A 24,185-nucleotide genomic window follows, 5' to 3' on the forward strand; every position below is an offset into this window, starting at 1 on the left:
GCTCATTACAGTGTGAAAGTGAGACGTAACGCCAGCGCGGCGAGCGTCACAAACAGAACCGGCAGCGTCATGATGATGCCCGTCCGGAAATAGTAGCCCCAGGTAATGGTCATGTTTTTTTGCGCCAGCACGTGGAGCCAGAGCAGGGTGGCGAGACTACCGATAGGCGTGATTTTTGGCCCCAGATCGCAGCCAATCACGTTGGCGTAAATCATCGCTTCTTTAATCAATCCTGTTGCCGTGCTGCCATCAATAGAGAGTGCGCCAATCAGCACCGTGGGCATATTGTTCATTATGGATGACAGGAAGGCGGTGATGAACCCGGTTCCCAGAGTAGTCACCCATAAACCGTGGGTGGACAGCGCATTCAGCACGCCTGAAAGGTATTCGGTTAACCCGGCGTTACGCAAACCGTAGACCACCAGATACATCCCCAGTGAGAAGATGACGATCTGCCACGGTGCGCCGCGCAGCACTTTTCCGGTATTAATCGCGTGTCCGCGTTTTGCAACGGCGAATAAAATCAGCGCGCCAGCTGTTGCAATGGCGCTGACCGGAATGCCGAGAGGCTCAAGCACAAAGAAGCCGACGAGAAGAAGCAGTAGCACTATCCAGCCTGTTCTGAACGTCGGGAGATCGTGAATGGCCCGGGCGGGCTCCTGGAGTTTCGCAAGATCATATTCCGGTGGAATTTCCTTGCGAAAGAACAGATGCAGCATCACCAGCGTGGCAGCAATCGCGGCGATATCAACCGGGATCATCACCGAGGCGTATTCGCTGAACCCCAGCTTAAAGAAGTCTGCCGACACAATGTTGACCAGGTTCGAGACAATCAGCGGCAGGCTGGCGGTATCGGCGATAAAACCTGCCGCCATCACAAACGCCAGCGTGGCCTGCTTGCTGAACCCCAGCGCCAGCAGCATGGCGATGACAATAGGTGTCAGGATCAACGCTGCACCATCATTAGCAAACAGCGCCGCGACGGCCGCACCCAGCAGCACGATATAAGTAAAGAGCAAACGCCCCCGACCGTTTCCCCAGCGGGCGACATGCAGCGCCGCCCACTCGAAAAAGCCGGACTCATCCAGCAGCAGGCTGATGATAATAACGGCGATAAACGTCGCCGTGGCATTCCAGACGATATTCCACACCACCGGAATATCGTTAAGGTGGATCACGCCGCTGGCCAGCGCCAGCACGGCGCCAATCGTCGCGCTCCAGCCGATACTGAGCCCTTTGGGCTGCCAGATGACCAGTACCAGCGTCAACAGAAAAATTGCCCCTGCCAGAAACATCGTTTACTCCGTTATATCTGTTTTTATGAATGTGTTTAACATGACCCAGGAAGGCTATTCTTTAGCCTTGCACGCGTTTCATCCCGCAGGCAGTTCCAGCTGTTATCGATGACGGTAGCTGCCCACGCAGGCATGTTCGGAGACAAACGGTAATAGACCCACTTCCCCTCACGACGGTCGATAACCAGCCCGGACTCGCGAAGTAAGGCCATATGGCGCGAGACTTTCGGCTGTGACTCCGTGGTTGCGGAGCAGAGATCGCAGACGCATAGCTCACCGGCTTCACGCAGAAGCATGACGATGGAGAGCCGCGTTTCGTCGGAGAGGGTTTTGAAAAGCTGGAGCGGGTGGAGCATGGTTGAACCCTGCGGGTAGTTGATACATATTTGTTTAATCATATATGTTTGATGCGGGGGAGGGAAGAGGGGGGATGATGGAGCATAAAATTTGAGGGAACAAAAAAAAATTTATGTAATGGGTTAGTGAAAATAATTATTTGTAATGAAAACAATAGGTTAGTTAAATGCTTAAAGGTGGCGATTACGATGTGTTACCAACCGCTATCGTCACCTTTATCAGACGGTATTACTTCAATCGCCAGGGGCCTTTATCTTCCACTTGCTCTACTAATCCATCAGCTTCTAATTCGCGCAGTAGGGCTACAACCCAGTACTGTTGCTGTGTACTCAGGGCTTTTGGGTAATTACCCCAATCCAGGCCACAAAGTCGAAACACATCGGCTTGTTTTACGCCCTTACCATTCTTGTTTCCGTCTGGATGTTTTTGAAGAACAGATATCGCTAATTCTTTTGCCTTTGAACGAAGTTTATGTCCTTGCTGTAGCAGGTCTTTCATGACAGGGAATCTCGTTAAGTAAGAATAGAATACGTTTCTGGCTTTAAAAATACACTTCATGTGCCCTTGAATCGTCAGTAACCACTGTTGCTAGCAGAATAATACGAAAGGTTGTTTCGATGTGATCAAGTGCCAGATTAGCATAGCGCATGGTCATTGCTGTTTCGTTGCGTTTAGATGTGAGTGATATTCATGTAACGCATTATGAATGATACAAGCAACATAAGAAATCCTGTTCCGGCAAGTGGACCTTTTTCTGTTTTAAGCAAGAAGACAGAGATGCTTCTGAATAATATTCCCCCAATGCCTAAAGTGACGAGCAATTTTACTGTATGACCTATGATATAATGTAAAGCTATGGCGGCGCATAAAATTGAAATTATTGTGATGCACAGATATAGCATGGGTGTTAAGTTTTCAAACAAAAAAACTCTAAAGTAATATATTGCAACGGCAATTGCTAGCAGAGATAAACAAAAGAATATTATTTGTAATTGTGCGAATATTTCTTTAAATCTCATGGAGATATCTCTGTCAACATTATCCCTTAAACGGGAGAAATATTCAGAAAGCGATTGATTGATCTTACCTCTCCATTTGGACGGCATGAAATAATCACATCCCATCAGCAAAGACGCCACTATTTGACATGATAGAACGGCAATCTCACTAAAAACCATTACTTACTCTCATCGTATCGTTATCCCTTCAACGATTACTTTGTATCATAACTCAGACAATATGGCCTCGATTATTTACATTCCATATAAATGAATCATAGCGAAACTCTTCTTTAGGAGTTTCGTTATATGGCTCAGAATTACCACCGTGGGGGGCGCGTAGTCGAATAAACGAAGACACCCGATCCATTACCACGGAGATCACCGTCATTGTGGGCATGGTCTGCGCCAGCGAGGATGCCGATGCAGCAATCTTCCACGCAATGAACTGGTTCTGCTAATTGTTGTCCTGACCACCAGCGGACAAGTCCGGCACGCTCGTCCGTTCGCTCGATGCGATTTCAGGCCAGACCAAACTCTAAAAGAAAGCAGGAGCAATTAGCCTACTAATACAGGCCTGCTGGCGCAGTGTTACAGCAACAGTCACTGTACTGCTAATCTCCTTTTAAACCCCTTTCATCAGCAATCTCCATCAATCTTGCCTCGGCAGCAGCCAGCCTCCGCATTTCCGAAAGCGTAATTTTAAATTCATGAGCATTCCCCTGAATGTTTAATGGAAGGGGAATAGATGCGATCAGTTTATCCTCAATCTCTCAGGGCGCTTCGACAGGTATCCAGTGAACCCTGGCATTCTTTTCCATCCAGACATCAAGCCACTGCTCGCCAGGATGAGTAAATGTCATTCTGGATCCAGATCCCACACGGCGCAGCGGAAAGCCACTTGAACTACTCAATAACACACCCAGCGTGCGCCTGAGCGTTGAGCCAGCGGCATTGCCGCTATAGTGCGTGTTGATGCGTTTCCTTAAGTTCGAACGGCTGTTAGGTTTCCCTCGCTGGTCGGGTGAGATACCTACATACAACAGCGTGTAGCCGTCAGAGGTAACGCACCCCTCTGTCGGTACACCTGGAGGAATTTCCTTAAACCACCAGAAGTAGATGCCATTTACTGGCGGAACTGGTGATGGTTTGCTCATCACTTCCGTTCTGCTGTAGATTCTCTCGGGATAAAAAACGAACATGCGGCTTTCCTTGCTGATCTTTTTACTGATTTTATTCTTTTGCTGGCAGGGGGCGATGATTTTTCATGAGGAAGGGACAAAAAAATTAAATGGGATGCTGATTTTGATCAGACGGATTTTTCGAAATCTTCTGATATCAGAAAACGTGATTGTAAGTAGCTGATTTTAAGAGTCATAGAATTTCAGGCAACAAAAAACCCATCAACCTTGAACCAAAACGGCGGGGTTGATGGGCTCCACAAATTGGGGACATCAAAGAAAAGCAGTGGCACTAGTTATGACTGCCCCCTGATAAAAAAGTTCTGCGCATAACGAAAATTTTTTCGTTACGCGCAAAGTTAAGAGTTATCCGAGTCCAGGCCAGATGATGATGATGAGCGTACCTGCCAGCGTAAGCAGTACGTTAGCGATAGCGTAGGTGCCCGCATAACCCAGCGCCGGGATGTTGCTGCGGGCAGTATCACTGATGATTTCCATCGCTGGCGCACAGGTACGCGCACCCATCATTGCCCCGAAGAGCAGGGCGCGGTTCATGCGCAGCACGTAGGCGCCGAACAGGAAACAGATCACCACCGGTACCAGGCTGACGATAAGTCCGGAAACCAACATTTGCCAGCCGACGGCGCCGAGGCTGTGGCCAATGCCGCTACCGGCGCTTAAGCCGACACCCGCCATAAAGACCATCAGACCAAACTCTTTCACCATGTTCAGCGCGCCCTGCGGAATGTAGCCGAAGGTTGGATGGTTCGCTCGCAGGAAGCCCAGCATGATACCGGCAAACAGCAGCCCGGCAGCGTTACCGATGCCAAAGCTAAAGTTGCTGAACTGGAAAGTGATCATCCCAATCATCAGGCCAACAATAAAGAAGGCGCAGAAGGCCAGCAGGTCGGTGACCTGGCTGTGAATGGAGATAAAGCCGATGCGGTCGGCGACGGTTTTCACGCGGCGTGCGTCGCCGCTGACCTGCAACACGTCACCTTTATTCAGGACGACATTATCGTCGATAGGCATCTCAATCTGGCTGCGGATCACGCGGTTCAGGAAGCATCCGTGGTCGGTCAGTTTCAGTTGCGCCAGACGACGGCCGACGGCGTTGTGGTTTTTCACCACAATCTCTTCGGTGACGATACGCATGTCGAGCAGGTCGCGGTCGAATACCTCTTTACCGTTACGGAAGCTTGGGTCCAGCCGCGCGTGGGCATCCGGGTAACCCACCAGCGCGATGTCGTCGCCCATCTGCAGCACCGCATCGCCGTCCGGGTTCGCCAGGATGCCGTTACGGCGGATACGTTCGATATAACAACCCGTCTGGCGGTAAATCCCCAGCTCGCGCAGATTTTTACCGTCCGCCCAGGCGACCAGCTCTGGCCCGACCCGATAAGCGCGGATCACCGGAAGATAAACTTTTCGTTTGGAGTCCGTGTCCAGACCACGCTCGCGGGCGATTTGCTGGGCGCTGGTCTGCAGATCCTGATGCTGCAGTTTCGGCAGATAGCGTGCGCCTACAATCAGGCTCACCAGACCAATCAGATAGGTCAGGGCATAGCCCAGGCTCAGGTGATCGAGTGCGGTAGAAAGCTGTGCCCCGGCCATACCGGAATGGCGCAGGGTATCGCCTGCACCCACCAGAACCGGCGTCGAGGTCATGGAGCCTGCCAGCATACCGGCCGTTAACCCGATATCCCAGCCAAACAGTTTACCCAGCCCTAACGCGATCAGCAGCGCACTGCCGACCATCACCAGCGCCAGCATCAGATAATTTTTGCCGTCGCGGAAGAAAATGGAAAAAAAGTTAGGACCCGCTTCGACACCAACACAAAAAATAAACAGCATAAAACCTAAGTTAAGCGCGTCTGTGTTAATGCTGAAATGCTGCTGACCTAATAATAAGGAGACGACTAAAACGCCAATGGAATTACCAAGTTGTATTGAACCCAGGCGCAATTTACCCAGGCAAAGGCCCAGCGCCAGTACCACAAATAATAACAGGATGTAATTCCCATTTAACAAGTCTGCGACGTTTATATTCACGGAGGCTAACTTCTTGTTTACCAGTAAGTTGTTGAATGAAAGGACATTTTGGGCTACTGTTTTCAGTGCCAGGGAATACTTCTACACTCCCTGCGGCCAAAAAAATTCCCTAAGACAATAGCAGCTGGATAGTTTAATCGCATTAGCTACCAACGGCTACTCATTATCGCATAACCGTATGCGGGTTTTGGCAAGGATTGCCGCATAACTTTATCCGATCGGGTGTCCACGCGACGAAACTTTATTTGATAGAGAAGTCAGGAGGATAATTTGAACATTAAAGGAAAATGGGCAGGAGCGATAAGCTGTTTCTTACTGTTCACCGTTGTCTGTATGTCATTAGCGTTTAATGTTAAGGGGGCATTCAGAGCCTCCGGGCATCCGGAACTGGGACTGCTCTTTTTCATTCTGCCTGGCGTGGCCGCGAGTTTTCTCTCGCGCGAGGGCGAGGTTGTTAAGCCGCTGTTAGGGGCAATGCTGGCGGCACCGCTGTGTCTGGTGCTGATGCGGTTGCTTTTTGTGTCCACGCGAAGCCTCTGGCAGGAGCTGGCCTGGCTGCTGAGCGGCGTATTCTGGTGCGCGCTCGGTGCGCTGTTTTTCCTGTTTCTTCGCACACTGATACGGCATCAACGGTTACATAATAAAAAAGAATGAGGACGTCGTTGCGCCCTCATTGCGTCCTCATAACGGCAGCACGGTTCCGCCGGGCAATTGCACCCTCATTGGCCCCAGGATGCTATTCATCAGGAGATCGCCATCCGGCATAAACTCCATCTGCGCGTAAATGCCGTTGCCGCAGATATTGTCGTTAAATACGGTACTGTGCACTGTTTGCCCGGTATTCCAGTCCATACCTACCACCTTCCATCCGCCGTTATTGCGATAGTAACCGCTGGTATAAACCGTATTACTCGCAGAGCTGATGGCCGGGATCATGGTGTTGGAGCAGATATCAGCCCGGCTCCAGGTTGAGCTCCAGCTGTGACTGACGGGATCCCAGGCAAAGCGCTCAACGCCCTGAGGGGAATCAAGGATCGGGCCGCGCGCCAGCGCGTCGGTAAGGGCGATTCCCGTACCGGTGCCTGCGCCCACATTATTGACCACAAAGGCACCGTAGTCCAGAATCGCCACGGACTGATCGCTCTGGATGTATTCAGTGCTCAGCGGCAGACCGCAGGTTACCGGGATGATCCCCGCAATGCGCTCGCTAAACCCGGTTGGGATCGCATCGCGCCAGAAAGCCACCAGACTCATTCGCTTCTTACCGTCGGTGATCACTACCAGCTTATCGGCATCGCTGCCGAACCCCATTAATGTCGGCGTAGCCCCTGAACCCGAGCCGAAGATGGTCGGGTAGGTATCACCGGTGGGATAAGAACTTACCCATGCGCCATCGGCCGGATCGGCAGAGAGCGTGCTGCCTGTCCAGACGACTTTATGCATCAGCTTATCCGAGACGACATAAATACCGCCGTGTTCATCTACCGCCGCCGAGTTTGAAACATACTCATCAGCGCCCAGCGTCAGGGTATGCACCGGGCCAGAGAATGTGCGAGAAACGACCGAAATGGACCGCGTGCCCAGCACAACCAGATTCCCGTCATAGGTCAACACGAGACCTGTGATGGCCTGTCCTTCCGGAATAAATGCCGAGGTATCCAGCGTGCGTTTAATGCTTATCCCCAATAACGGTAAATCAGGAACATTCAACCCAACGGCATAGACTTTTGTGCCTTAGTTAGCGAACAAGGTATTGGTGTTATCCACAAGGCAATAGGCACTGTTAATTCCCCCGGAAGGGGTAACCGGTGAGAGTTGAGAAGAGATCCCTTCGATCACGCCAGGTGAATCCAGAGGTTGGGTGAGTAGTGTCACCAGCAGGTCTATGGGAAACTGAGTCAGCCCCGGAACGGGAAGGCGTGCTACGGGTGTAAAGGCATTACCGCTGGTACTGATATAGGTAATGCCGGTCCAGGTAACTCCCCACATATAATCGGGTGAGGGGGAGGCGAGGGTCATGATGTTAATGGGACCATTGACCGCCTGCGGTAGAGCAGGCGTGAGCGGTAACGACGCATGCACTGTACTTTCACCCGACGGAACCGGAAACGGCAGCGAGTCGGATTGAGAAGAGTCGAAGTGTGTGATAGCGGCTTTAGGGGCGGCGAGATAAGTATTCACGACAGGGTTCATGGTGTATCTCCACGGGGTAACCTGCATAACGGACGTTGCCCAGCGTCAGGCGACGTCCTGCCCGGAACACAATTTTACTGTATATACATACAGTATTTTGAGTTCGTTCAGAAAGTATAATCAGATCGCCCGGCTTCGCCAGAGAAAATGAGAAATTTTTAATATATTGATTTTTAAATATTTATTTTTGAGTTGTCTGCGTAACAGGTTGAAGTGGGGAGCCCGGACTTCATCGTAAAGATCATTTGTGAAGAAATACGCAAGGGGGTATTGAAAGGTCTTTCCTGACGAAATGCGTCAAAACCCTTTTTAGGGAAGGCCTTGTAAGTTTTTGATTTATTAAGGATGAACAGAATGAGTAGAAAAAAGGGTTAAAGGCATCAGAATTGATTATTTTCTTTTATGACAATACGATAGCGATGTTTGCTTTCAGTGCACTGCCGTACAGGCAGCTTAGAAACGCGATTGATTCCCTGCGTAACGAGACGCTAAAGTGCACTGCCGTACAGGCAGCTTAGAAAAGCGGGAAACGAGCCAGCGCGATACTGGGTGGGTGCACTGCCGTACTGGCAGCTTAAAAAGAATTAATCGACAGTTCCGGGAGCAGAGACATTTTTACTGCCGTTCAGGAAGATTTATAGCAACCTGGCCGTCAACAATGCCGGGTGGCGCTGCGCTTACCCGGCCTACAATCGGTATTAATATCAAGGAATTGCATTATTAATCGTAGGCCCGTGCAAGCGTAGTGCTCGCGCGTTTATCCAGTTTGCCATAACCAAAGGTTATCGCCTGGCTGCTATGCACTGGCAAACAGATAAAACCCCACGTCAGGGCGTGGGGTTTGCTTAGTGATTACTGAGCGGCAAACAGACCCAGATGTTCTTTAGCGTAAGCTTCAAAATCGGTGCAGCCGCCAATGTGTTTCTGATCGAGGAAGATCTGCGGTACGGTTTCAACCGGTTTACCTACGGTTTTTTCCAGATCGGCTTTGGTGATGCCTTCTGCGTGGATATCCACATAGCGGAAGTTAAAGTCATCACGCTCTTCAGTCAGTTTTTCAGCCAGCTCTTTTGCGCGCACACAGTAAGGGCATCCTGGACGACCAAAAATTACTGCAAACATTTCTCTCTCCTCAAAAAACAAGCCTGACGGCGAATGACACGTATAGTGCACGATAACCTGCCGTCATTAAAGTAGGTTTCGCCTGTCGCTTTAATACCCTTGAGCTATGTTTCGCCAATTACATGCCGCGCATCATTGCCTATACTGGCTGCCACACGTATTAAGCAAGACAAAGAGAGAGACGATGACGCCAACTATTGACCTGCTCCGTTCCCACCGTTCCATCCGCCACTTCACCGATGAGCCCATCACCGAGGCGCAGCGTGAAGCCATCATCGACAGCGCCAGAGCCACCTCGAGCTCCAGCTTTCTGCAGTGCAGTTCAATTATTCGCATTACCGACAAGGCCATGCGAGAGCAACTGGTGACGCTCACGGGCGGGCAGAAGCATGTAGCCCAGGCCGCCGAGTTCTGGGTATTCTGCGCTGACTTTAACCGTCACCTGCAAATTTGCCCTGAAGCCGAGCTGGGGCTGGCAGAACAGCTGCTGCTGGGTGTGGTCGATACCGCGCTGATGGCGCAAAACGCCTTTACGGCGGCGGAATCGCTGGGATTAGGCGGCGTGTATATCGGCGGGCTGCGTAACAATATTGAAAGCGTAACCGAACTGCTGAAGCTGCCGAAGCACGTCCTGCCCCTGTTCGGTCTCTGCCTCGGCTGGCCGGCTGACAACCCGGATCTCAAGCCGCGCCTGCCTGCGGCGATGCTGGTCCATGAAAACCACTACCAGCCGGTCGACAACGACGTGCTGGCGCAGTATGACGAGGAGCTGGCGCACTACTACATGACGCGCGGCAGCAATAACCGCCGCGATACCTGGAGCGACCACATCCGCCGTACCATCATTAAAGAAAATCGCCCGTTTATTCTCGATTATCTGCATAAACAGGGCTGGGCGACGCGCTAGTCCATTCGGTATGATACGCAGGCTTTTCCCATGTCTTTAGAGAGGTGCAGGGTGAAAATTGCCATTTTGTCCCGGGATGGAACGCTCTATTCATGCAAACGCCTGCGAGAAGCGGCGGCAAAACGCGGACATCAGATTGAGATCCTCGATCCGATGTCCTGCTATATGAACATTGACCCTGCTGCTTCCTCGATCCATTACAAAGGCCGCAAGCTACCGCATTTTGATGCGGTGATCCCCCGCATTGGCTCGCAGATCACCTATTACGGTACGGCCGCGCTGCGCCAGTTTGAAATGCTGGGCAGCTATCCTCTCAACGAATCTGTCGCCATTTCCCGCGCCCGGGATAAGCTGCGCTCGCTGCAGCTGCTCGCCCGCCAGGGTATCGATCTTCCGGTCACCGGCATCGCTCACTCCCCGGACGACACCAGCGATCTGATCGACATGGTGGGCGGTGCGCCGCTGGTCATCAAGCTGGTGGAAGGCACACAGGGTATTGGCGTGGTGCTGGCAGAGACGCGACAGGCAGCAGAGAGCGTGATTGACGCCTTCCGCGGCCTGAATGCGCACATTCTGGTGCAGGAGTACATTGAAGAGGCCAAAGGGCGCGATATCCGCTGTTTCGTGGTGGGCAATGAGGTGGTGGCGGCCATTGAGCGTCAGGCGAAAGAGGGCGATTTTCGCTCCAACCTCCACCGGGGCGGCGTTGCGCGGGTTGCTGATATCAGCGAGCGCGAGCGGGAGATTGCCGTGAAAGCGGCGCAAACGCTGGGGCTGGACGTGGCAGGCGTAGACCTTCTGCGGGCAACGCGCGGGCCGCTGGTGATGGAAGTGAATGCCTCGCCCGGGCTGGAAGGGGTAGAAAAAACCACCGGTGTTGATATTGCAGGTAAAATGATTGCATGGATTGAGCGTCATGCCACGCCGGGCTACTGTCTTAAAACGGGTGGTTAAATGGATTACCGCGCACTTTTTGAGTACCCTATGCGAAGTTTTTACTAAAGAGGCTCCACCGCGATGGATTTACAGGTCGTTCCAACACTGGATACGTTACGTCAATGGCTTGATGATGCCGGTATCACCTTCTTTGAATGTGATTCCTGCCAGGCGCTGCATCTGCCTCACATGCAGAATTTCGACGGCATTTTTGATGCCAAAATCGATCTCATTAACGACGTGATCCTCTTCTCTGCGCTGGCAGAAGTTAAGCCGTCTGCGCTGCTGGCGCTGGCCTCTGACCTCTCTGCGATCAACGCCAGTTCTTTGACGGTGAAAGCATTCCTCGATATACAGGATGATAATCTGCCAAAACTGGTTGTTTGCCAGTCTTTGTTCTCCGGCGCGGGGCTCTCCTTCAAGCAGTTCGCCTGGTTTATGCGTTTGAGTGAAGAGCAAATTTCAATGGTTATGATGGAAGCCAATGCACACCATCTGCTGTACAGCGCGGAAGACGATGCAGAGAATAATGATGCATCTCCCAATTTTCTTCACTAAGCCTGTCTGACTTTTGCGCAGTCGCTGCCAGAGCGGCTGCATAACGCCATTTATTCTGCTGCTTTTAACCTTTCTTTAAAGAATTTTTCACCTCCTCAAAGGCCATTTCGGCTTATCACGTAGACATAACCTGCATAAAAAATTGATAAAAGGCGTTTTTTCGTCTGGGCTATAGCCGGAGACACGGGCTACAGTTATTCTTGCGATGCTTAAAAAAGCGAGCGGATCCTGCCGGGTAAAGAGGTTTCTTTTTATTTTGAGCAGAGCGACAAACTATGCATGATTTTTGCATATATCCAGATTGCACAGTTTTAGTTCGTTTGTTAACGAGCTTTCAGAAGGAATAACACTATGATCGCCTTGAATAAAAAATGGTTATCGGGTCTGGTTGCGGGTGCTCTGATGGCCGTCTCTGCCGGCACGCTCGCTGCGGAACAAAAAACGCTGCATGTTTATAACTGGTCTGACTATATTGCCCCGGACACGGTGGCTAATTTTGAAAAAGAGACCGGCATTAAAGTGGTCTACGACGTGTTTGATTCCAACGAAGTGCTGGAAGGCAAACTGATGGCAGGCAGCACCGGTTTTGACCTGGTGGTACCGTCCGCAAGTTTCCTGGAGCGTCAGCTGACCGCAGGCGTTTTCCAGCCGCTGGACAAGAGCAAGTTACCAAACTGGAAAAACCTCGACCCGGAAGTGCTGAAGCTGGTCTCTAAGCATGACCCGGAGAACAAATACGCCATGCCGTATCTGTGGGCGACCACCGGTATTGGCTACAACGTGGATAAAGTCAAAGCGGCGCTGGGCCCGGACGTCAAGCTGGACAGCTGGGACGTGGTGCTGAAGCCGGAGAACCTCGCGAAGCTGAAAAGCTGCGGCGTCTCCTTCCTGGATGCCCCGGAAGAGATTTTCGCCACCGTGCTGAACTATCTCGGCAAAGATCCGAACAGCAACAAGGCGGATGACTACACCGGCCCGGCGACCGATCTGTTGCTGAAGCTGCGTCCGAATATCCGTTACTTCCACTCTTCACAGTACATTAACGACCTGGCTAACGGCGATATCTGCGTGGCAATTGGCTGGGCAGGGGACGTCTGGCAGGCGGCTAACCGCGCGAAAGAGGCGAAAAACGGCGTGAATGTCTCCTACTTCATTCCGAAAGAGGGGGCGCTGGCCTTCTTTGATGTCTTCGCCATGCCTGCCGATGCGAAAAACAAAGATGAAGCGTATCAGTTCCTTAACTATCTGATGCGTCCGGAAGTGATTGCCCATATCAGCGACCATGTATACTACGCCAACGGTAACAAGGCCTCCTTGCCACTGATTAGCGAAGAGATCCGTAATAATCCGGCTATCTATCCGCCAGCGGATGTGTTTGCCAAGCTCTTCACCCTGAAAGTACAGGATCCAAAAATTGACCGCGTACGTACCCGTGCGTGGACCAAGGTGAAAAGCGGGAAATAACGGCGTTTGGTAACGTTGCCCGGTGGCGCTATCGCTTACCGGGCCGACACAACCCGTAGGCCGGGCAAGCGTTCGCGCCGCCCGGCGATGCGCACCCTGACGGTGCGTTTGCACCAGTTTTGATCTATGCCGGAGAACACCCCGTGAATGACGCGATCCCCCGCCCGCAGGCGAAAGTCCGTAAAGCGCTGACCCCGCTACTTGAAATTCGTAATCTCACCAAATCTTTCGATGGCCAGCATGCCGTGGACGACGTCAGCCTGACTATCTACAAAGGCGAAATATTTGCCCTTCTCGGGGCGTCTGGTTGCGGTAAATCAACCTTGCTGCGCATGCTGGCCGGGTTTGAACAACCTACCGCCGGGCAGATTGTGCTGGATGGCGTGGATCTCTCCAGCGTACCGCCGTATCAGCGTCCGATTAACATGATGTTCCAGTCTTACGCACTGTTCCCGCATATGACGGTGGAGCAGAACATCGCGTTTGGCCTGAAGCAGGACAAGCTGCCAAAAGCCGAAATCACCGCGCGTGTGGCGGAGATGCTGAGTCTGGTGCACATGCAGGAGTTCGCGAAGCGTAAACCGCACCAGCTTTCTGGTGGTCAGCGTCAGCGCGTGGCACTGGCCCGAAGCCTGGCGAAACGCCCGAAACTGCTGCTGCTTGATGAGCCGATGGGTGCTCTGGATAAAAAACTGCGCGACCGTATGCAGCTCGAAGTGGTGGATATCCTCGAACGCGTGGGCGTGACCTGCGTGATGGTCACCCACGACCAGGAAGAGGCCATGACCATGGCCGGGCGTATCGCGATCATGAACCGCGGTAAGTTCGTGCAGATTGGCGAGCCGGAAGAGATTTATGAACACCCGACTACCCGCTACAGCGCGGAGTTCATCGGCTCGGTGAATGTTTTTGAAGGGCTGCTGAAAGCGCGTGAAGAAGACGGGCTGATCATCGAATCGCCGGGGCTGCAGCATCCGCTGAAGGTCGACCCGGATAACTCCGTGGTAGACAACGTGCCGGTCTATATCGCCCTGCGACCGGAGAAAATCATGCTCTGTGAAGATCCTCCGGCCGATGGCTTTAACTTTGCCGTGGGCGAAGTGGTGCACATTGCCTATCTGGGCGATCTCTCTATTTACCACGTCCGTCTGAAGAGCGGGCAGATGCTCAGCGCCCAGCTGCAAAACGAACATCGCTACCGTAAAGGACTGCCGACCTGGGGCGACGAAGTGCGTCTGTGCTGGGATGCGGACAGTTGTGTCGTGCTGACGGTATAAGGAGCGGCCAATGAGTACACTTGAACCGCCAGCCCGCGTCGAAAAACCGGGCGGCTTTGCGCACTGGCTGGCGCGCATGCAGATGAACCACGGCCGCAAGCTGGTGATTGCCATGCCTTACGTGTGGCTGATCCTGCTGTTCATGCTGCCGTTCCTGATCGTTTTCAAGATAAGCCTGGCGGAAATGGCGCGGGCGATCCCGCCCTACACCAATCTGCTGGACTGGGCAGACGGACAGCTGACGCTGACGCTTAACCTTGGCAACTTCCTGCAGCTGACGGAAGATCCGCTTTATGTCGAAGCCTATTTGCAGTCACTGCAGGTGGCGGCGATCTCCACGCTCTGCTGTCTGCTGATGGGCTACCCGCTGGCATGGGCGGTGGCGCACAGTAAGCCCTCGACGCGCAATATTCTGCTGCTGCTGGTGATCCTGCCGTCGTGGACCTCGTTCCTGATCCGCGTCTACGCGTGGATGGGGATCCTGAAAAATAACGGGGTGCTGAATAACTTCCTGATGTGGTTAGGGGTTATCGATCAGCCGCTGACTATTCTGCACACCAATCTTGCGGTCTATATCGGGATTGTGTACGCCTACCTGCCGTTTATGGTGCTGCCGATCTATACGGCGCTGACGCGTATCGACTACTCGCTGGTGGAAGCCTCGCTGGATCTGGGCGCCCGTCCGCTGAAGACTTTCTTCAGCGTGATTGTGCCGCTGACCAAAGGCGGGATTATCGCCGGGTCGATGCTGGTGTTCATTCCGGCGGTTGGGGAGTTTGTGATCCCGGAACTGCTCGGCGGCCCGGACAGCATCATGATTGGCCGCGTGTTGTGGCAGGAGTTCTTCAATAACCGCGACTGGCCGGTGGCCTCCGCGGTGGCGATCGTGATGTTGCTGCTGCTGATCGTGCCGATCATGTGGTTCCACAAGCATCAGCAGAAACAGATGGGAGACCACGGATGAACAACTTACCGGTAGTGCGCTCTCCGTGGCGAATTGCGATCCTGGTGATCGGCTTTACCTTCCTGTATGCGCCGATGCTGATGCTGGTGATCTACTCGTTCAACAGCTCCAAACTGGTCACCGTATGGGCTGGCTGGTCGACGCGCTGGTACAGCGAACTGTTCCACGACGATGCGATGATGAGCGCGGTGGGGCTGAGCCTGACCATCGCGGCGCTGGCGGCTACGATGGCCGCGGTGCTGGGCACCATCGCCGCGCTGGTGATGGTGCGCTTCGGGCGTTTTCGCGGCTCGAACGGCTTTGCCTTTATGATCACCGCGCCGCTGGTGATGCCGGACGTGATCACCGGCCTGTCGCTGCTGCTGCTGTTTGTGGCGCTGGCGCATGCCATTGGCTGGCCGGCGGATCGCGGCATGCTCACCATCTGGCTGGCGCATGTGACCTTCTGTACCGCGTACGTGGCGGTGGTCATCTCCTCGCGTCTGCGCGAGCTGGATCGCTCCATTGAAGAGGCGGCGATGGATCTCGGTGCCACGCCGGTGAAGGTCTTTTTCATCATCACGCTGCCGATGATTATGCCTGCGGTGATCTCCGGCTGGCTGCTGGCCTTTACCCTGTCGCTCGACGATCTGGTGATCGCCAGCTTTGTTTCCGGGCCAGGGGCGACGACGCTGCCAATGCTGGTCTTCTCCAGCGTGCGCATGGGGGTAAACCCGGAGATCAACGCCCTGGCGTCGATAATCCTCGGCGTGGTCGGAATTGTCGGATTTATCGCCTGGTATTTGATGGCGCGCGCGGAAAAGCAGCGCGTGCGCGATATCCAGCGTGCAAGACGCGGCTGAAGGAATTATTATTTCCAGTGATGTGCCGCGCATGACGCGGCACTGTTTTTCAGGGAAGTAAAACATTGGGATTATTAAAAAAATCACGTCTTACGCACGCTCGTCCAAACGTACCTGCGCTGGTGCAGGTGGCGGCGCTCGCTATTATTATGATCCGCTGTCTTGATGTACTGATGATCCTCAACACCCTGGGGGCGCGCGGCATCGGTGAGTTCATTCACCGCAGCGTGCAAACCTGGAACCTCACGCTGGTATTCCTCAGCAGCCTTGTGCTGGTGTTTATCGAAATCTACTGCGCGTTTTCGCTGGTTAAAGGGCGCAACTGGGCGCGTTGGGTCTATCTGCTGACGCAGGTGACCGCCGCCAGCTATCTGTGGGCCGCCTCGCTGGGCTATGGCTATCCGGAGCTGTTCAGCATTGCCGGTGGATCCAAACGCGAGATCTTCCATGCGCTGGTCATGCAGAAATTACCCGATATGCTGGTGCTCCTGCTGCTCTTTGCTCCAGCTTCAAGCCGGCGGTTCTTCCGCCTGCAATAATGTGTATAATCGCAGCCCTCGTTATTCTTAAGGTTTTCCTATGCAGTGCGCACTCTATGACGCCGGACGCTGCCGCTCCTGTCAGTGGATAGAACAGCCGGTCTCTCAACAACTCACCGCCAAAATGGCCGACCTGCAACAGCTGCTGGCTGAACATGCGGTGGGCGAGTGGTGCGCCCCCGTCAGCGGCCCGGAGCAGGGTTTTCGTAATAAAGCCAAAATGGTGGTCAGCGGCAGCGTAGAAAAACCGCTGCTGGGCATGCTGCATCGCGACGGTACGCCGGAAGATCTCACCGGCTGCCCGCTTTATCCTGCCTCGTTTGAGCCCGTCTTTGCGGCGCTTAAACCGTTGATTGCCCGCGCGGGGTTAACGCCTTATAACGTCGCCCGTAAGCGCGGCGAGCTGAAATATCTCCTCCTGACCGAGAGCCAGATGGACGGCGGTATGATGCTGCGTTTCGTGCTGCGCTCGCAAGCCAAGCTGGAACAACTGCGCGCGGCGCTGCCGTGGCTGCAGGAGCAGCTTCCGCAACTGAAGGTCATTACCGCCAATATTCAGCCGGTGCATATGGCGATTATGGAGGGGGAGACAGAGATCTTCTTCACCGGGCAGCATGCGCTGGCGGAAACGTTCAACAACGTGCCGCTGTGGATCCGCCCGCAAAGTTTCTTCCAGACCAACCCGACGGTGGCGAGTGCGTTATATGCCACCGCCCGCGACTGGGTGAGGGCGTTAAACATCCATCATATGTGGGATCTGTTCTGCGGTGTCGGGGGCTTTGGTCTGCACTGCGCCACGCCCGAGATGCAGCTGACCGGGATTGAGATCGCCGCCGAAGCGATTGCCTGCGCGAAACAGTCTGCCGCTGAGCTCGGATTAACCAATCTGCACTTCCAGGCGCTGGACTCCACGCAGTTCGCGACCGGCCAGGGCAACGTGCCGGAGCTGGTGCTGGTCAACCCGCCGCGCCGGGGCATTGGCAAGGCGCTGTGCGACTATCTGAGCCAGATGGCGCCGGATTACATTATTTATTCCAGCTGCAACGCCCGTACCATGGCGACAGATATCGCTCACCTGCCGGGCTACCGCATTGAACGTGTTCAGCTTTTCGATATGTTCCCGCATACCGCGCATTATGAAGTGTTGACGTTGTTAACCCGCATCCCGGGTAAGGCGTAGCCGCCACCCGGCATGACATCCGCAAAATCTTCAACAAAATGTGAACTCTTCAACCCTGCGAAATCAGGTAAGCTTACGTCATAAGAGATGAAATAAGGCTTACCCATGAAGCAGATCCTGCTGGTGGAAGATGACCACGATATCGCGGCACTTCTGCGACTCAATTTAGAAGATGAAGGCTACATCATCACCCACGAGCCCGACGGCGGCAACGCGTTACAGTGCCTTGAAAAACAGCCGTGGGACGCGGTGATCCTCGATCTCATGCTCCCCAACGTCGACGGCCTGGAGATTTGCCGTCGTATTCGCCAGATGACCCGCTACCTGCCGGTGATCATTATTAGCGCCCGCAGCAGCGAAACCGATCGGATCACCGGCCTGGAAACCGGCGCGGATGATTATCTGGCAAAACCGTTCTCGGTGCAGGAGCTGATTGCGCGCATTAAGGCGCTGTTCCGCCGCCAGCAGGCGATGGGGCAGGCGCAGAGTGCCGGGAATATTCAGGCGCATGGCCTGACGATCGACCCGCTGGCCCGCAGCGTGCTGCTTCACGGCCAGATAGTGGATCTCACCCCGCGCGAGTTTGAACTGCTGTACTTCTTTGCCCGCCATCCTGGCGAGGTCTTCTCGCGTCTGGCGCTGCTGGAGCAGGTGTGGGGCTATCAGCACGAAGGTTACGAGCATACCGTTAACACCCATATCAACCGCCTGCGCATCAAGATTGAAAAAGACGCTGCCGAGCCGGAGATCATTCGCACCGTCTGGGGCAAAGGTTATAAATTTGCGGAGCCGCACCATGATGCGCCGCTTTAGCCTGAGCCAGCGCCTGACGCTGCTGTTCATTTTATTGATGATGCTCTGTGCCGCCGTCGCCTGCGCCGTCCAGCTCTACAGCAGCATGCAGTATGGTAACGCCATGGTTCAGCGTCTCTCTGGCGGCCTGGCGCAACAGATCGTGCAGCGCGAACCCATTCTGAACGCCCAGGGCAGGGTCGACCGTACCGCGCTGAAACCGCTCTTTGACAGGCTGATGACCTTCAACCCGAGCGTGGAACTGTACGTCGTCTCCCCGGATGGCGATATCTTGGCCGATGCCGCCCCGCCGGGCCATATTCAGCGACAAAGCATCAATCTCGCGCCGGTACAGGAGTTCCTCAGCGGTGCGACCATGCCGGTTTTTGGCGACGATCCGCGTAGCCAGAACAAGAAAGTGTTCAGCGCGACGCCGTTACGTCAGGACGGCGAGCTTAAAGGCTATCTGTATATTATTTTACAGGGCGAGGAGTCGAACGCGCTGGCGGACATGGCCTGGCACAAGGCGCTGTGGAGTACGGTGCTCTGGTCAATGCTGTGGGTGGCGTTGTTTGGCCTGCTGGCGGGCTTACTGATCTGGTACTGGGTCACGCGTCCGGTTAAACGGCTGACGCGTGAAGTGGCCGGGCTGGAGCATGACAGCATGAGCGCGATACGCGCGCTGGCGGTCCAACAGCCGGATGTGGCAGCAAAAGATGAAGTGGCGCTCCTGCGTAACAATTTTATCGAGCTGGCACGCAAAATCGCCCACCAGTGGGATCAACTGGCCGACAGCGACCGCCAGCGCCGGGAGTTTATCGCCAATATTTCCCACGACTTACGCACGCCGCTGACCTCGCTGCTTGGCTATCTGGAAACGCTGTCGCTGAAATCCGCCACCCTGACGCAGCAGGAGCATCAGCAATACCTCGCCACGGCGTTGCGTCAGGGGCAAAAGGTGCGTCACCTGTCACAGCAGCTGTTTGAGCTTGCGCGTCTTGAGCACGGCGGCATCAAGCCCCAGCGCGAGCGTTTTGCGATGGGAGAGCTTATTTCCGACGTGGCGCAAAAGTTTGAGCTCACGGCGCGCACGCGCGAGCTTCAGCTCCAGATAGACGTTCCCGGGCCGCTGCCGCTGGTGTATGCCGATGTCTCGATGATAGAGCGCGTGGTGACCAATCTGCTGGATAACGCCATCCGCCATACCCCCACCGGCGGCAAGATCCGTCTCGCCGTATGGCAGGAGAATGAAAAGCTACAGGTTGAGGTGGCCGATTCAGGAACCGGTGTGGATGCCGCGCTGCGCGACGATCTGTTCCTGCGGCCTTCAGCGTTGAATCCGCAAGCATCGCGGGAGAATCGCGGTGGGTTAGGGCTGTTGATTGTCAAACGGATGCTGGAACTACACGGGGGAGGGATCAGGCTGATGGAGTCGGTGAGCGGGGCGCGGTTCAGGTTCTTCGTGCCGTTGTGAGAGAGTGCCGGGTGGCGCTGCGCTTACCCGGCCTACAGACCACCCCCGCAGGCCGGACCACCCGGCAAAAAGAGGTTACTGCGGGAACCACTGGTCGCTGATTTTCTGATACGTACCGTCAGCTTTAATCGCCTTCAGCGCGCCGTTCAGTTTTGCCAGCAACGCTTTGTTATCCGGACGCACCGCAATGCCCAGACCCGTACCGAAGTACTGCGGATCGGTCACTTTTTCGGTTGCCGTACCGAGCTGCGGGTTGGTTTTCAGCCATTCGTTGACGACCGCGGTGTCACCAAATACGCCATCGATACGGCCATTTTTCAGGTCGATAATCGCGTTCTGATAGCTGTCATAGGCCACGGTTTTCACTTCAGGATGCTTGTCCTGGAGGTATTTCTGGTGCGTGGTGCCGTTTTCCATCCCGATGCGTTTGCCTTTCAGCTCATCAAAGGATTTATAAGCCCCTTTCTTCGCAATGACCACCGCCGAGTTGGCGTAGTACGGGTCGGTGAAGGCCACCTGCTTGCTACGCTCTGGCGTGATGTCCATACCGGAGATCACCGCGTCGTATTTTTTAAATTTCAGAGACGGGATCAGGCTATCAAAGGCATGGTTGGTAAAGGTGCAGTCGGCCTGCATCTGTTTGCACAGCGCTTTCGCCAGATCAATATCAAAACCCACGATCTGGTTGCTGGCATCCAGCGATTCAAATGGTGGATACGTGGCAGAAACGCCGAAATTGATTTTATCCGCAGCCGTTGCGCCTGCGGCAAACGTTGCCAGTAATGCGGCCAGAACTAACTTTTTCATTGTAATACTCCCGTCTGTAGGTCTTATGAAAGTACAATGCCATTTATTGAATTTATATTCAATATAAATGATTAAATATTTATTGAGGAATAAAAAAAAGCGGATAACCCATCAGGTTACCCGCTTTATCAATACCGTTTTATGCATTTACGTGATTAATTTCTGCGCTCAAACGCCAGCGCTTTACGCTCGATCAGGCGCATCATCAGCGTCAACAGACCGTTAACTACCAGATACACCACGCCTGCCGCGCCAAACACCATCACATCGTAGGTGCGTCCATAGAGCAGTTGCCCGTGGCCCATCACTTCCATCAGGGTGATGGTGTAGGCCAGCGAGGTACTCTTGAACACCAGCACCACTTCGTTGGAGTAAGAGGAGAGGGCACGCTTAAAGGCGTACGGCAGCAAAATGGCCAGCGTATCTTTTTTGCTCATGCCGAGCGCGCCGCAGGACTGCCATTGTCCTTCCGGAATGGCGCGGATCGCTCCGTAGAACAGCTGAGTGGTGTAGGCAGCGCTGTTCAGTGAAAGGGCGATCAGGGCACACAGCCACGGCTCAGAGAGCAGATGCCAGATAACCGGATACTCCTGCAGCGACGGGAACTGGCCCGGGCCGTAGTAAATCAGGAAGATCTGCACCAGCAGCGGCGTACCGGTAAAGAGGGTGATATAGCCGCGCACAATCCACACCAGCACCGGCGTTTTCAGCGTCAGGATGATGGTAAAGATCAGCGCCAGGATCAGTGCCACGATGATGGACGCCACGGTCAACGTCAGGCTGGTGTGCAGCCCTTTCATCAGCTCGGGTAAATAGTCCAGCATCAGCCTGGTCTCCGTTCAAAGCGCGTCGCACGCAGGTCAATACGCTTAAGGATGTACTGACTCAGCAACGTGATCACCAGGTAGATAGCCGCCGCCACAATGTACCAGGTAAACGGCTCCTGGGTGCGGGTAGCGATGCTTTTGGTTTGCAGCATTAAATCGTTAACGCTTATCAGGCTCACCAGCGCCGTATCTTTCAGCAGCACCAGCCACTGGTTCCCTAAACCCGGCAGGGCATGACGCCACATCTGCGGCATCACCAGACGGAAGAAGATCGCCGCTTTCGACATCCCCAGCGCCTGGCCAGATTCCCATTGTCCTTGCGGTACCGCTTTCAGCGCACCGCGCAGGGTTTGCGACGCGTACGCAGAATAGAGCAGGGAAAGGGCAATGACGCCACAGAGGAACGGGCTGACGTCGAAGTTTTCAATCTGCATCTGCACCGGGATCTGCACGACGCCAAGATTGAGGGTAAAGCCGTCCGACAGCGTCAGCAGCAGCTGTGAGGAACCGAAATAGATAAACAGGACCACCAGAATCTCCGGTAGCCCACGCAGCACGGTGACCAGCGCGGAGCCGGTCCAGGCGACAGGGAACCATTTTGCAGATTCCCATACCGCAAAGAACATCGCCAGCACCAGGCCGATAATCAGTGCGCAAACGGCAAGGCCGACGGTCATCCCGGCGGCGCTTGCTAAAGGAAGAATTTCATTCATCAGGAATTACTTCTGGAACCATTTTTTATAGATGGTTTCGTAGGTGCCGTCTTTCTTCACTTTTTCCAGCGCAGCGTTGAATTTCTGCTGCAGCTCAGTGTTGCCCTGACGAACGGCAATCCCCAGACCTGTGCCGAAGTAGTCCTTATCGGTCACTTTGTCGCCCACTGGCGCGAGTTTATCGTTGGCTTTCAGCCATTCGGTTACTACCGCGGTGTCACCAAACACGCCATCGATACGGCCGTTCTGCAGATCCAGCTTCGCGTTCTGGTAGCTGTCGTAAGGCACGGTGGTGATTTCCGGATGTTTATCCATGATGAATTTCTGGTGCGTGGTGCCGTTCTGTACGCCCACTTTTTTGCCTTTCAGCTGGTCAACAGAGGTAAATTTCCCTTTCTGACCAATAAACAGGGCGGAGTTGTCATAGTACGGCGTGGTGAACAGCACCTGCTTTTCACGCTCTGGGGTGATGTCCATACCGGCCATCACGGCGTCGATACGGCGGAACTTCAGGCTTGGGATCAGGCTGTCAAACGCCTGGTTGCTGAAGGTACAGGTCGCGTCGATCTCTTTACACAGCGCGTTAGCCAGATCGACATCGAAGCCCACAATCTTGTTGTTGGCGTCGATAGATTCAAACGGAGGATAGGACGCTTCGGTGGCGAAACGGATGGTCTGGGCTGCGGTAGCGGAAAGGCTGACGCTAGCGAGCAGCGCGGCAATCAATACTTTTTTCATTATCATTTTCCCTGGCACTCTCAGTGAGATAAGTAGTTTTTGAAGGCATCGGTTTGCGGGTTGGTAAAGCAACTCGCATCACCTTGCTCAACGATATACCCGTTTTCCATGTAGACCACACGGCTGGCGGTTTTACGCGCCACTTCCACTTCATGGGTGACGATGACCTGAGTAATGTTGGTTTCCGCCAACTCACGAATGATGCTCACGATCTGGGCGGTGATTTCCGGGTCCAGCGCGGCGGTCGGCTCATCAAACAGCAGTACCGCTGGCTCCATCATCAGCGCACGGGCAATCGCCACACGCTGTTGCTGACCCCCGGAGAGGTGCAGCGGATAACGATCGCTGTAGGGCTTAAGGCGCAGACGCTCCAGCAGCTTTTCAGCACGCGCCATCGCCTGATCCTTGCTCAAACCGAGAACGCGGCAGGGCGCTTCAATCAGGTTTTGCAGGACGGTCAGATGCGGCCAGAGGTTGTATTGCTGGAAGACCATGCCAACGTTTTGACGCAGTTCACGAATCGCTTTATCGGACGGCGTTTTCGCAAAATCAAAGTGGTTACCGGCGATAGCCAGCGTTCCTGAACGGGGCATTTCAAGCAGATTAAGGACACGCAAAAGAGAACTTTTACCCGCGCCACTTGGGCCAAGCAAAACCAGCGTTTCGCCTTCCGGGCACTCCAGCGTGATGTCGAACAGCGCCTGGTGTGCGCCGTAGAAGCAGTTAATGCCGTTTAGTTTAATACTCATCGGGGCAGTCTTTACTCATCCAGGCAATCTATAGCAATTGAGGCCGCAGATAGTACCGTTGACAGAATAGTTATGCAATATTTCTGCGTTAAAAGTTAAATATAACCCGTAATACCCCTTAAACATAGCACAAAATAGCGAAGCCCAAGGTCGGTGAGTATAAATGTCGGCATTCCGCATGAAATGCCGCACATTTTTCGGGGTTTACAATTCTGAAACA

25 protein-coding genes and 1 pseudogene are annotated in these 24,185 nt (G+C 54.0%); 13 read left to right on the top strand and 13 right to left on the bottom strand.

Annotated features, from left to right (window positions below; all coding sequences use genetic code 11):
- Window positions 1-5: 5 nt before the first annotated feature.
- The 3 genes from ACQG19_RS07845 to ACQG19_RS07855 all read right to left on the bottom strand — a co-directional run bounded on the left by ACQG19_RS07845 (window position 6) and on the right by ACQG19_RS07855 (window position 2,150).
- On the bottom strand, window positions 6-1,295 hold the full coding sequence (locus ACQG19_RS07845; RefSeq protein ID WP_246931508.1) for an arsenic transporter: 1,290 nt from the start codon (window positions 1,293-1,295) through the stop codon (window positions 6-8).
- A gap of 35 nt (window positions 1,296-1,330) precedes the next feature.
- On the bottom strand, window positions 1,331-1,651 hold the full coding sequence (locus ACQG19_RS07850; protein WP_038418999.1) for a metalloregulator ArsR/SmtB family transcription factor: 321 nt from the start codon (window positions 1,649-1,651) through the stop codon (window positions 1,331-1,333).
- Between the two features lie 229 nt (window positions 1,652-1,880).
- Window positions 1,881-2,150 (bottom strand): hypothetical protein, encoded by a 270-nt coding sequence (locus tag ACQG19_RS07855; RefSeq protein ID WP_102751713.1) that lies wholly within the window; start codon window positions 2,148-2,150, stop codon window positions 1,881-1,883.
- Window positions 2,151-2,959: 809 nt separating this feature from the next.
- Between ACQG19_RS07855 and ACQG19_RS07860 the strand changes: the two are divergent.
- Window positions 2,960-3,186 (top strand): annotated as a pseudogene (locus tag ACQG19_RS07860) (phage tail protein); the annotation flags it as partial.
- Window positions 3,187-3,423: 237 nt separating this feature from the next.
- Here the strand turns inward: ACQG19_RS07860 and ACQG19_RS07865 are convergent.
- Complete coding sequence (locus ACQG19_RS07865) at window positions 3,424-3,852, bottom strand: GIY-YIG nuclease family protein (RefSeq protein WP_246931507.1); 429 nt, start codon at window positions 3,850-3,852, stop codon at window positions 3,424-3,426.
- A 345-nt stretch (window positions 3,853-4,197) separates the two neighbouring features.
- Entirely contained in the window at window positions 4,198-5,883 is a 1,686-nt protein-coding gene (locus ACQG19_RS07870; RefSeq protein ID WP_246931506.1) for an aspartate:alanine antiporter, read from the bottom strand.
- Window positions 5,884-6,153: 270 nt separating this feature from the next.
- Here ACQG19_RS07870 and ACQG19_RS07875 point away from each other — a divergent pair, with 270 nt between their 5' ends.
- Entirely contained in the window at window positions 6,154-6,537 is a 384-nt protein-coding gene (locus ACQG19_RS07875) for an inner membrane protein YbjM (RefSeq protein ID WP_013097375.1), read from the top strand.
- A gap of 27 nt (window positions 6,538-6,564) precedes the next feature.
- Here the strand turns inward: ACQG19_RS07875 and ACQG19_RS07880 are convergent, their stop codons facing one another.
- The 3 genes from ACQG19_RS07880 to ACQG19_RS07890 all read right to left on the bottom strand — a co-directional run bounded on the left by ACQG19_RS07880 (window position 6,565) and on the right by ACQG19_RS07890 (window position 9,198).
- Window positions 6,565-7,569, bottom strand: a complete 1,005-nt coding sequence (locus ACQG19_RS07880) for a hypothetical protein (RefSeq protein WP_350362597.1) — start codon at window positions 7,567-7,569, stop codon at window positions 6,565-6,567.
- 48 nt (window positions 7,570-7,617) lie between these two features.
- Complete coding sequence (locus ACQG19_RS07885; RefSeq protein WP_222168574.1) at window positions 7,618-8,076, bottom strand: hypothetical protein; 459 nt, start codon at window positions 8,074-8,076, stop codon at window positions 7,618-7,620.
- An 852-nt stretch (window positions 8,077-8,928) separates the two neighbouring features.
- Window positions 8,929-9,198 carry a GrxA family glutaredoxin gene (locus ACQG19_RS07890; protein WP_006809455.1) on the bottom strand — a complete coding sequence of 90 codons (270 nt, stop codon included), beginning with the start codon at window positions 9,196-9,198 and terminating at the stop codon, window positions 8,929-8,931.
- Window positions 9,199-9,382: 184 nt separating this feature from the next.
- On the opposite strand from ACQG19_RS07890, the gene nfsA reads away from it, so the two are divergent.
- The 11 genes from nfsA (at window position 9,383) to ACQG19_RS07945 (ending at window position 20,131) form a co-directional block, all read left to right on the top strand.
- Window positions 9,383-10,105, top strand: a complete 723-nt coding sequence (gene nfsA / locus ACQG19_RS07895) for a nitroreductase NfsA (RefSeq protein ID WP_020689894.1) — start codon at window positions 9,383-9,385, stop codon at window positions 10,103-10,105.
- A 51-nt stretch (window positions 10,106-10,156) separates the two neighbouring features.
- Window positions 10,157-11,059, top strand: coding sequence for a 30S ribosomal protein S6--L-glutamate ligase (rimK, locus tag ACQG19_RS07900; protein WP_013097373.1), 903 nt, complete (start codon window positions 10,157-10,159; stop codon window positions 11,057-11,059).
- Between the two features lie 63 nt (window positions 11,060-11,122).
- Window positions 11,123-11,599 carry a YbjN domain-containing protein gene (locus ACQG19_RS07905; protein WP_003858385.1) on the top strand — a complete coding sequence of 159 codons (477 nt, stop codon included), beginning with the start codon at window positions 11,123-11,125 and terminating at the stop codon, window positions 11,597-11,599.
- Between the two features lie 351 nt (window positions 11,600-11,950).
- The gene (gene potF, locus ACQG19_RS07910; RefSeq protein WP_013097372.1) at window positions 11,951-13,063 is read left to right on the top strand and encodes a spermidine/putrescine ABC transporter substrate-binding protein PotF; all 1,113 of its coding nucleotides are present in this window, start codon (window positions 11,951-11,953) and stop codon (window positions 13,061-13,063) included.
- Window positions 13,064-13,206: 143 nt separating this feature from the next.
- A complete protein-coding gene (gene potG / locus ACQG19_RS07915) occupies window positions 13,207-14,340 on the top strand; it encodes a putrescine ABC transporter ATP-binding subunit PotG (protein ID WP_013097371.1) in 1,134 nt (377 codons plus the stop codon).
- Between the two features lie 10 nt (window positions 14,341-14,350).
- Window positions 14,351-15,304 carry a putrescine ABC transporter permease PotH gene (gene potH, locus ACQG19_RS07920; RefSeq protein ID WP_020689896.1) on the top strand — a complete coding sequence of 318 codons (954 nt, stop codon included), beginning with the start codon at window positions 14,351-14,353 and terminating at the stop codon, window positions 15,302-15,304.
- Window positions 15,301-16,146 carry a putrescine ABC transporter permease PotI gene (gene potI, locus ACQG19_RS07925; RefSeq protein WP_020689897.1) on the top strand — a complete coding sequence of 282 codons (846 nt, stop codon included), beginning with the start codon at window positions 15,301-15,303 and terminating at the stop codon, window positions 16,144-16,146. The genes potH and potI overlap by 4 nt, the downstream gene beginning before the upstream one ends.
- 65 nt (window positions 16,147-16,211) lie before the next feature.
- A complete protein-coding gene (locus tag ACQG19_RS07930) occupies window positions 16,212-16,685 on the top strand; it encodes a YbjO family protein (protein ID WP_020689898.1) in 474 nt (157 codons plus the stop codon).
- A 40-nt stretch (window positions 16,686-16,725) separates the two neighbouring features.
- Window positions 16,726-17,865, top strand: coding sequence for a 23S rRNA (uracil(747)-C(5))-methyltransferase RlmC (gene rlmC, locus ACQG19_RS07935; protein ID WP_057072617.1), 1,140 nt, complete (start codon window positions 16,726-16,728; stop codon window positions 17,863-17,865).
- A gap of 105 nt (window positions 17,866-17,970) precedes the next feature.
- Window positions 17,971-18,678, top strand: coding sequence for a response regulator transcription factor (locus ACQG19_RS07940; protein ID WP_029883196.1), 708 nt, complete (start codon window positions 17,971-17,973; stop codon window positions 18,676-18,678).
- Window positions 18,662-20,131, top strand: a complete 1,470-nt coding sequence (locus tag ACQG19_RS07945) for a sensor histidine kinase (protein WP_222168576.1) — start codon at window positions 18,662-18,664, stop codon at window positions 20,129-20,131. The genes ACQG19_RS07940 and ACQG19_RS07945 overlap by 17 nt, the downstream gene beginning before the upstream one ends.
- A gap of 75 nt (window positions 20,132-20,206) precedes the next feature.
- Here the strand turns inward: ACQG19_RS07945 and artJ are convergent, their stop codons facing one another.
- From artJ to artP, 5 genes are all read right to left on the bottom strand, one after another.
- The gene (gene artJ / locus ACQG19_RS07950; protein WP_013097364.1) at window positions 20,207-20,938 is read right to left on the bottom strand and encodes an arginine ABC transporter substrate-binding protein ArtJ; all 732 of its coding nucleotides are present in this window, start codon (window positions 20,936-20,938) and stop codon (window positions 20,207-20,209) included.
- A 155-nt stretch (window positions 20,939-21,093) separates the two neighbouring features.
- Window positions 21,094-21,762 carry an arginine ABC transporter permease ArtM gene (artM, locus tag ACQG19_RS07955; protein ID WP_013097363.1) on the bottom strand — a complete coding sequence of 223 codons (669 nt, stop codon included), beginning with the start codon at window positions 21,760-21,762 and terminating at the stop codon, window positions 21,094-21,096.
- Window positions 21,762-22,478 (bottom strand): arginine ABC transporter permease ArtQ, encoded by a 717-nt coding sequence (artQ, locus tag ACQG19_RS07960; RefSeq protein WP_013097362.1) that lies wholly within the window; start codon window positions 22,476-22,478, stop codon window positions 21,762-21,764. The genes artM and artQ overlap by 1 nt, the downstream gene beginning before the upstream one ends.
- Before the next feature lie 6 nt (window positions 22,479-22,484).
- Window positions 22,485-23,216: an arginine ABC transporter substrate-binding protein ArtI gene (gene artI / locus ACQG19_RS07965; protein ID WP_020689903.1), complete on the bottom strand. Its 732-nt coding sequence runs from the start codon at window positions 23,214-23,216 to the stop codon at window positions 22,485-22,487.
- 20 nt (window positions 23,217-23,236) lie between these two features.
- Entirely contained in the window at window positions 23,237-23,965 is a 729-nt protein-coding gene (artP, locus tag ACQG19_RS07970) for an arginine ABC transporter ATP-binding protein ArtP (RefSeq protein ID WP_013097360.1), read from the bottom strand.
- Window positions 23,966-24,185 lie beyond the last annotated feature (220 nt).

Source organism: Enterobacter cloacae complex sp. 277I4, assembly GCF_050031465.1.
Taxonomy (GTDB): domain Bacteria; phylum Pseudomonadota; class Gammaproteobacteria; order Enterobacterales; family Enterobacteriaceae; genus Enterobacter; species Enterobacter cloacae.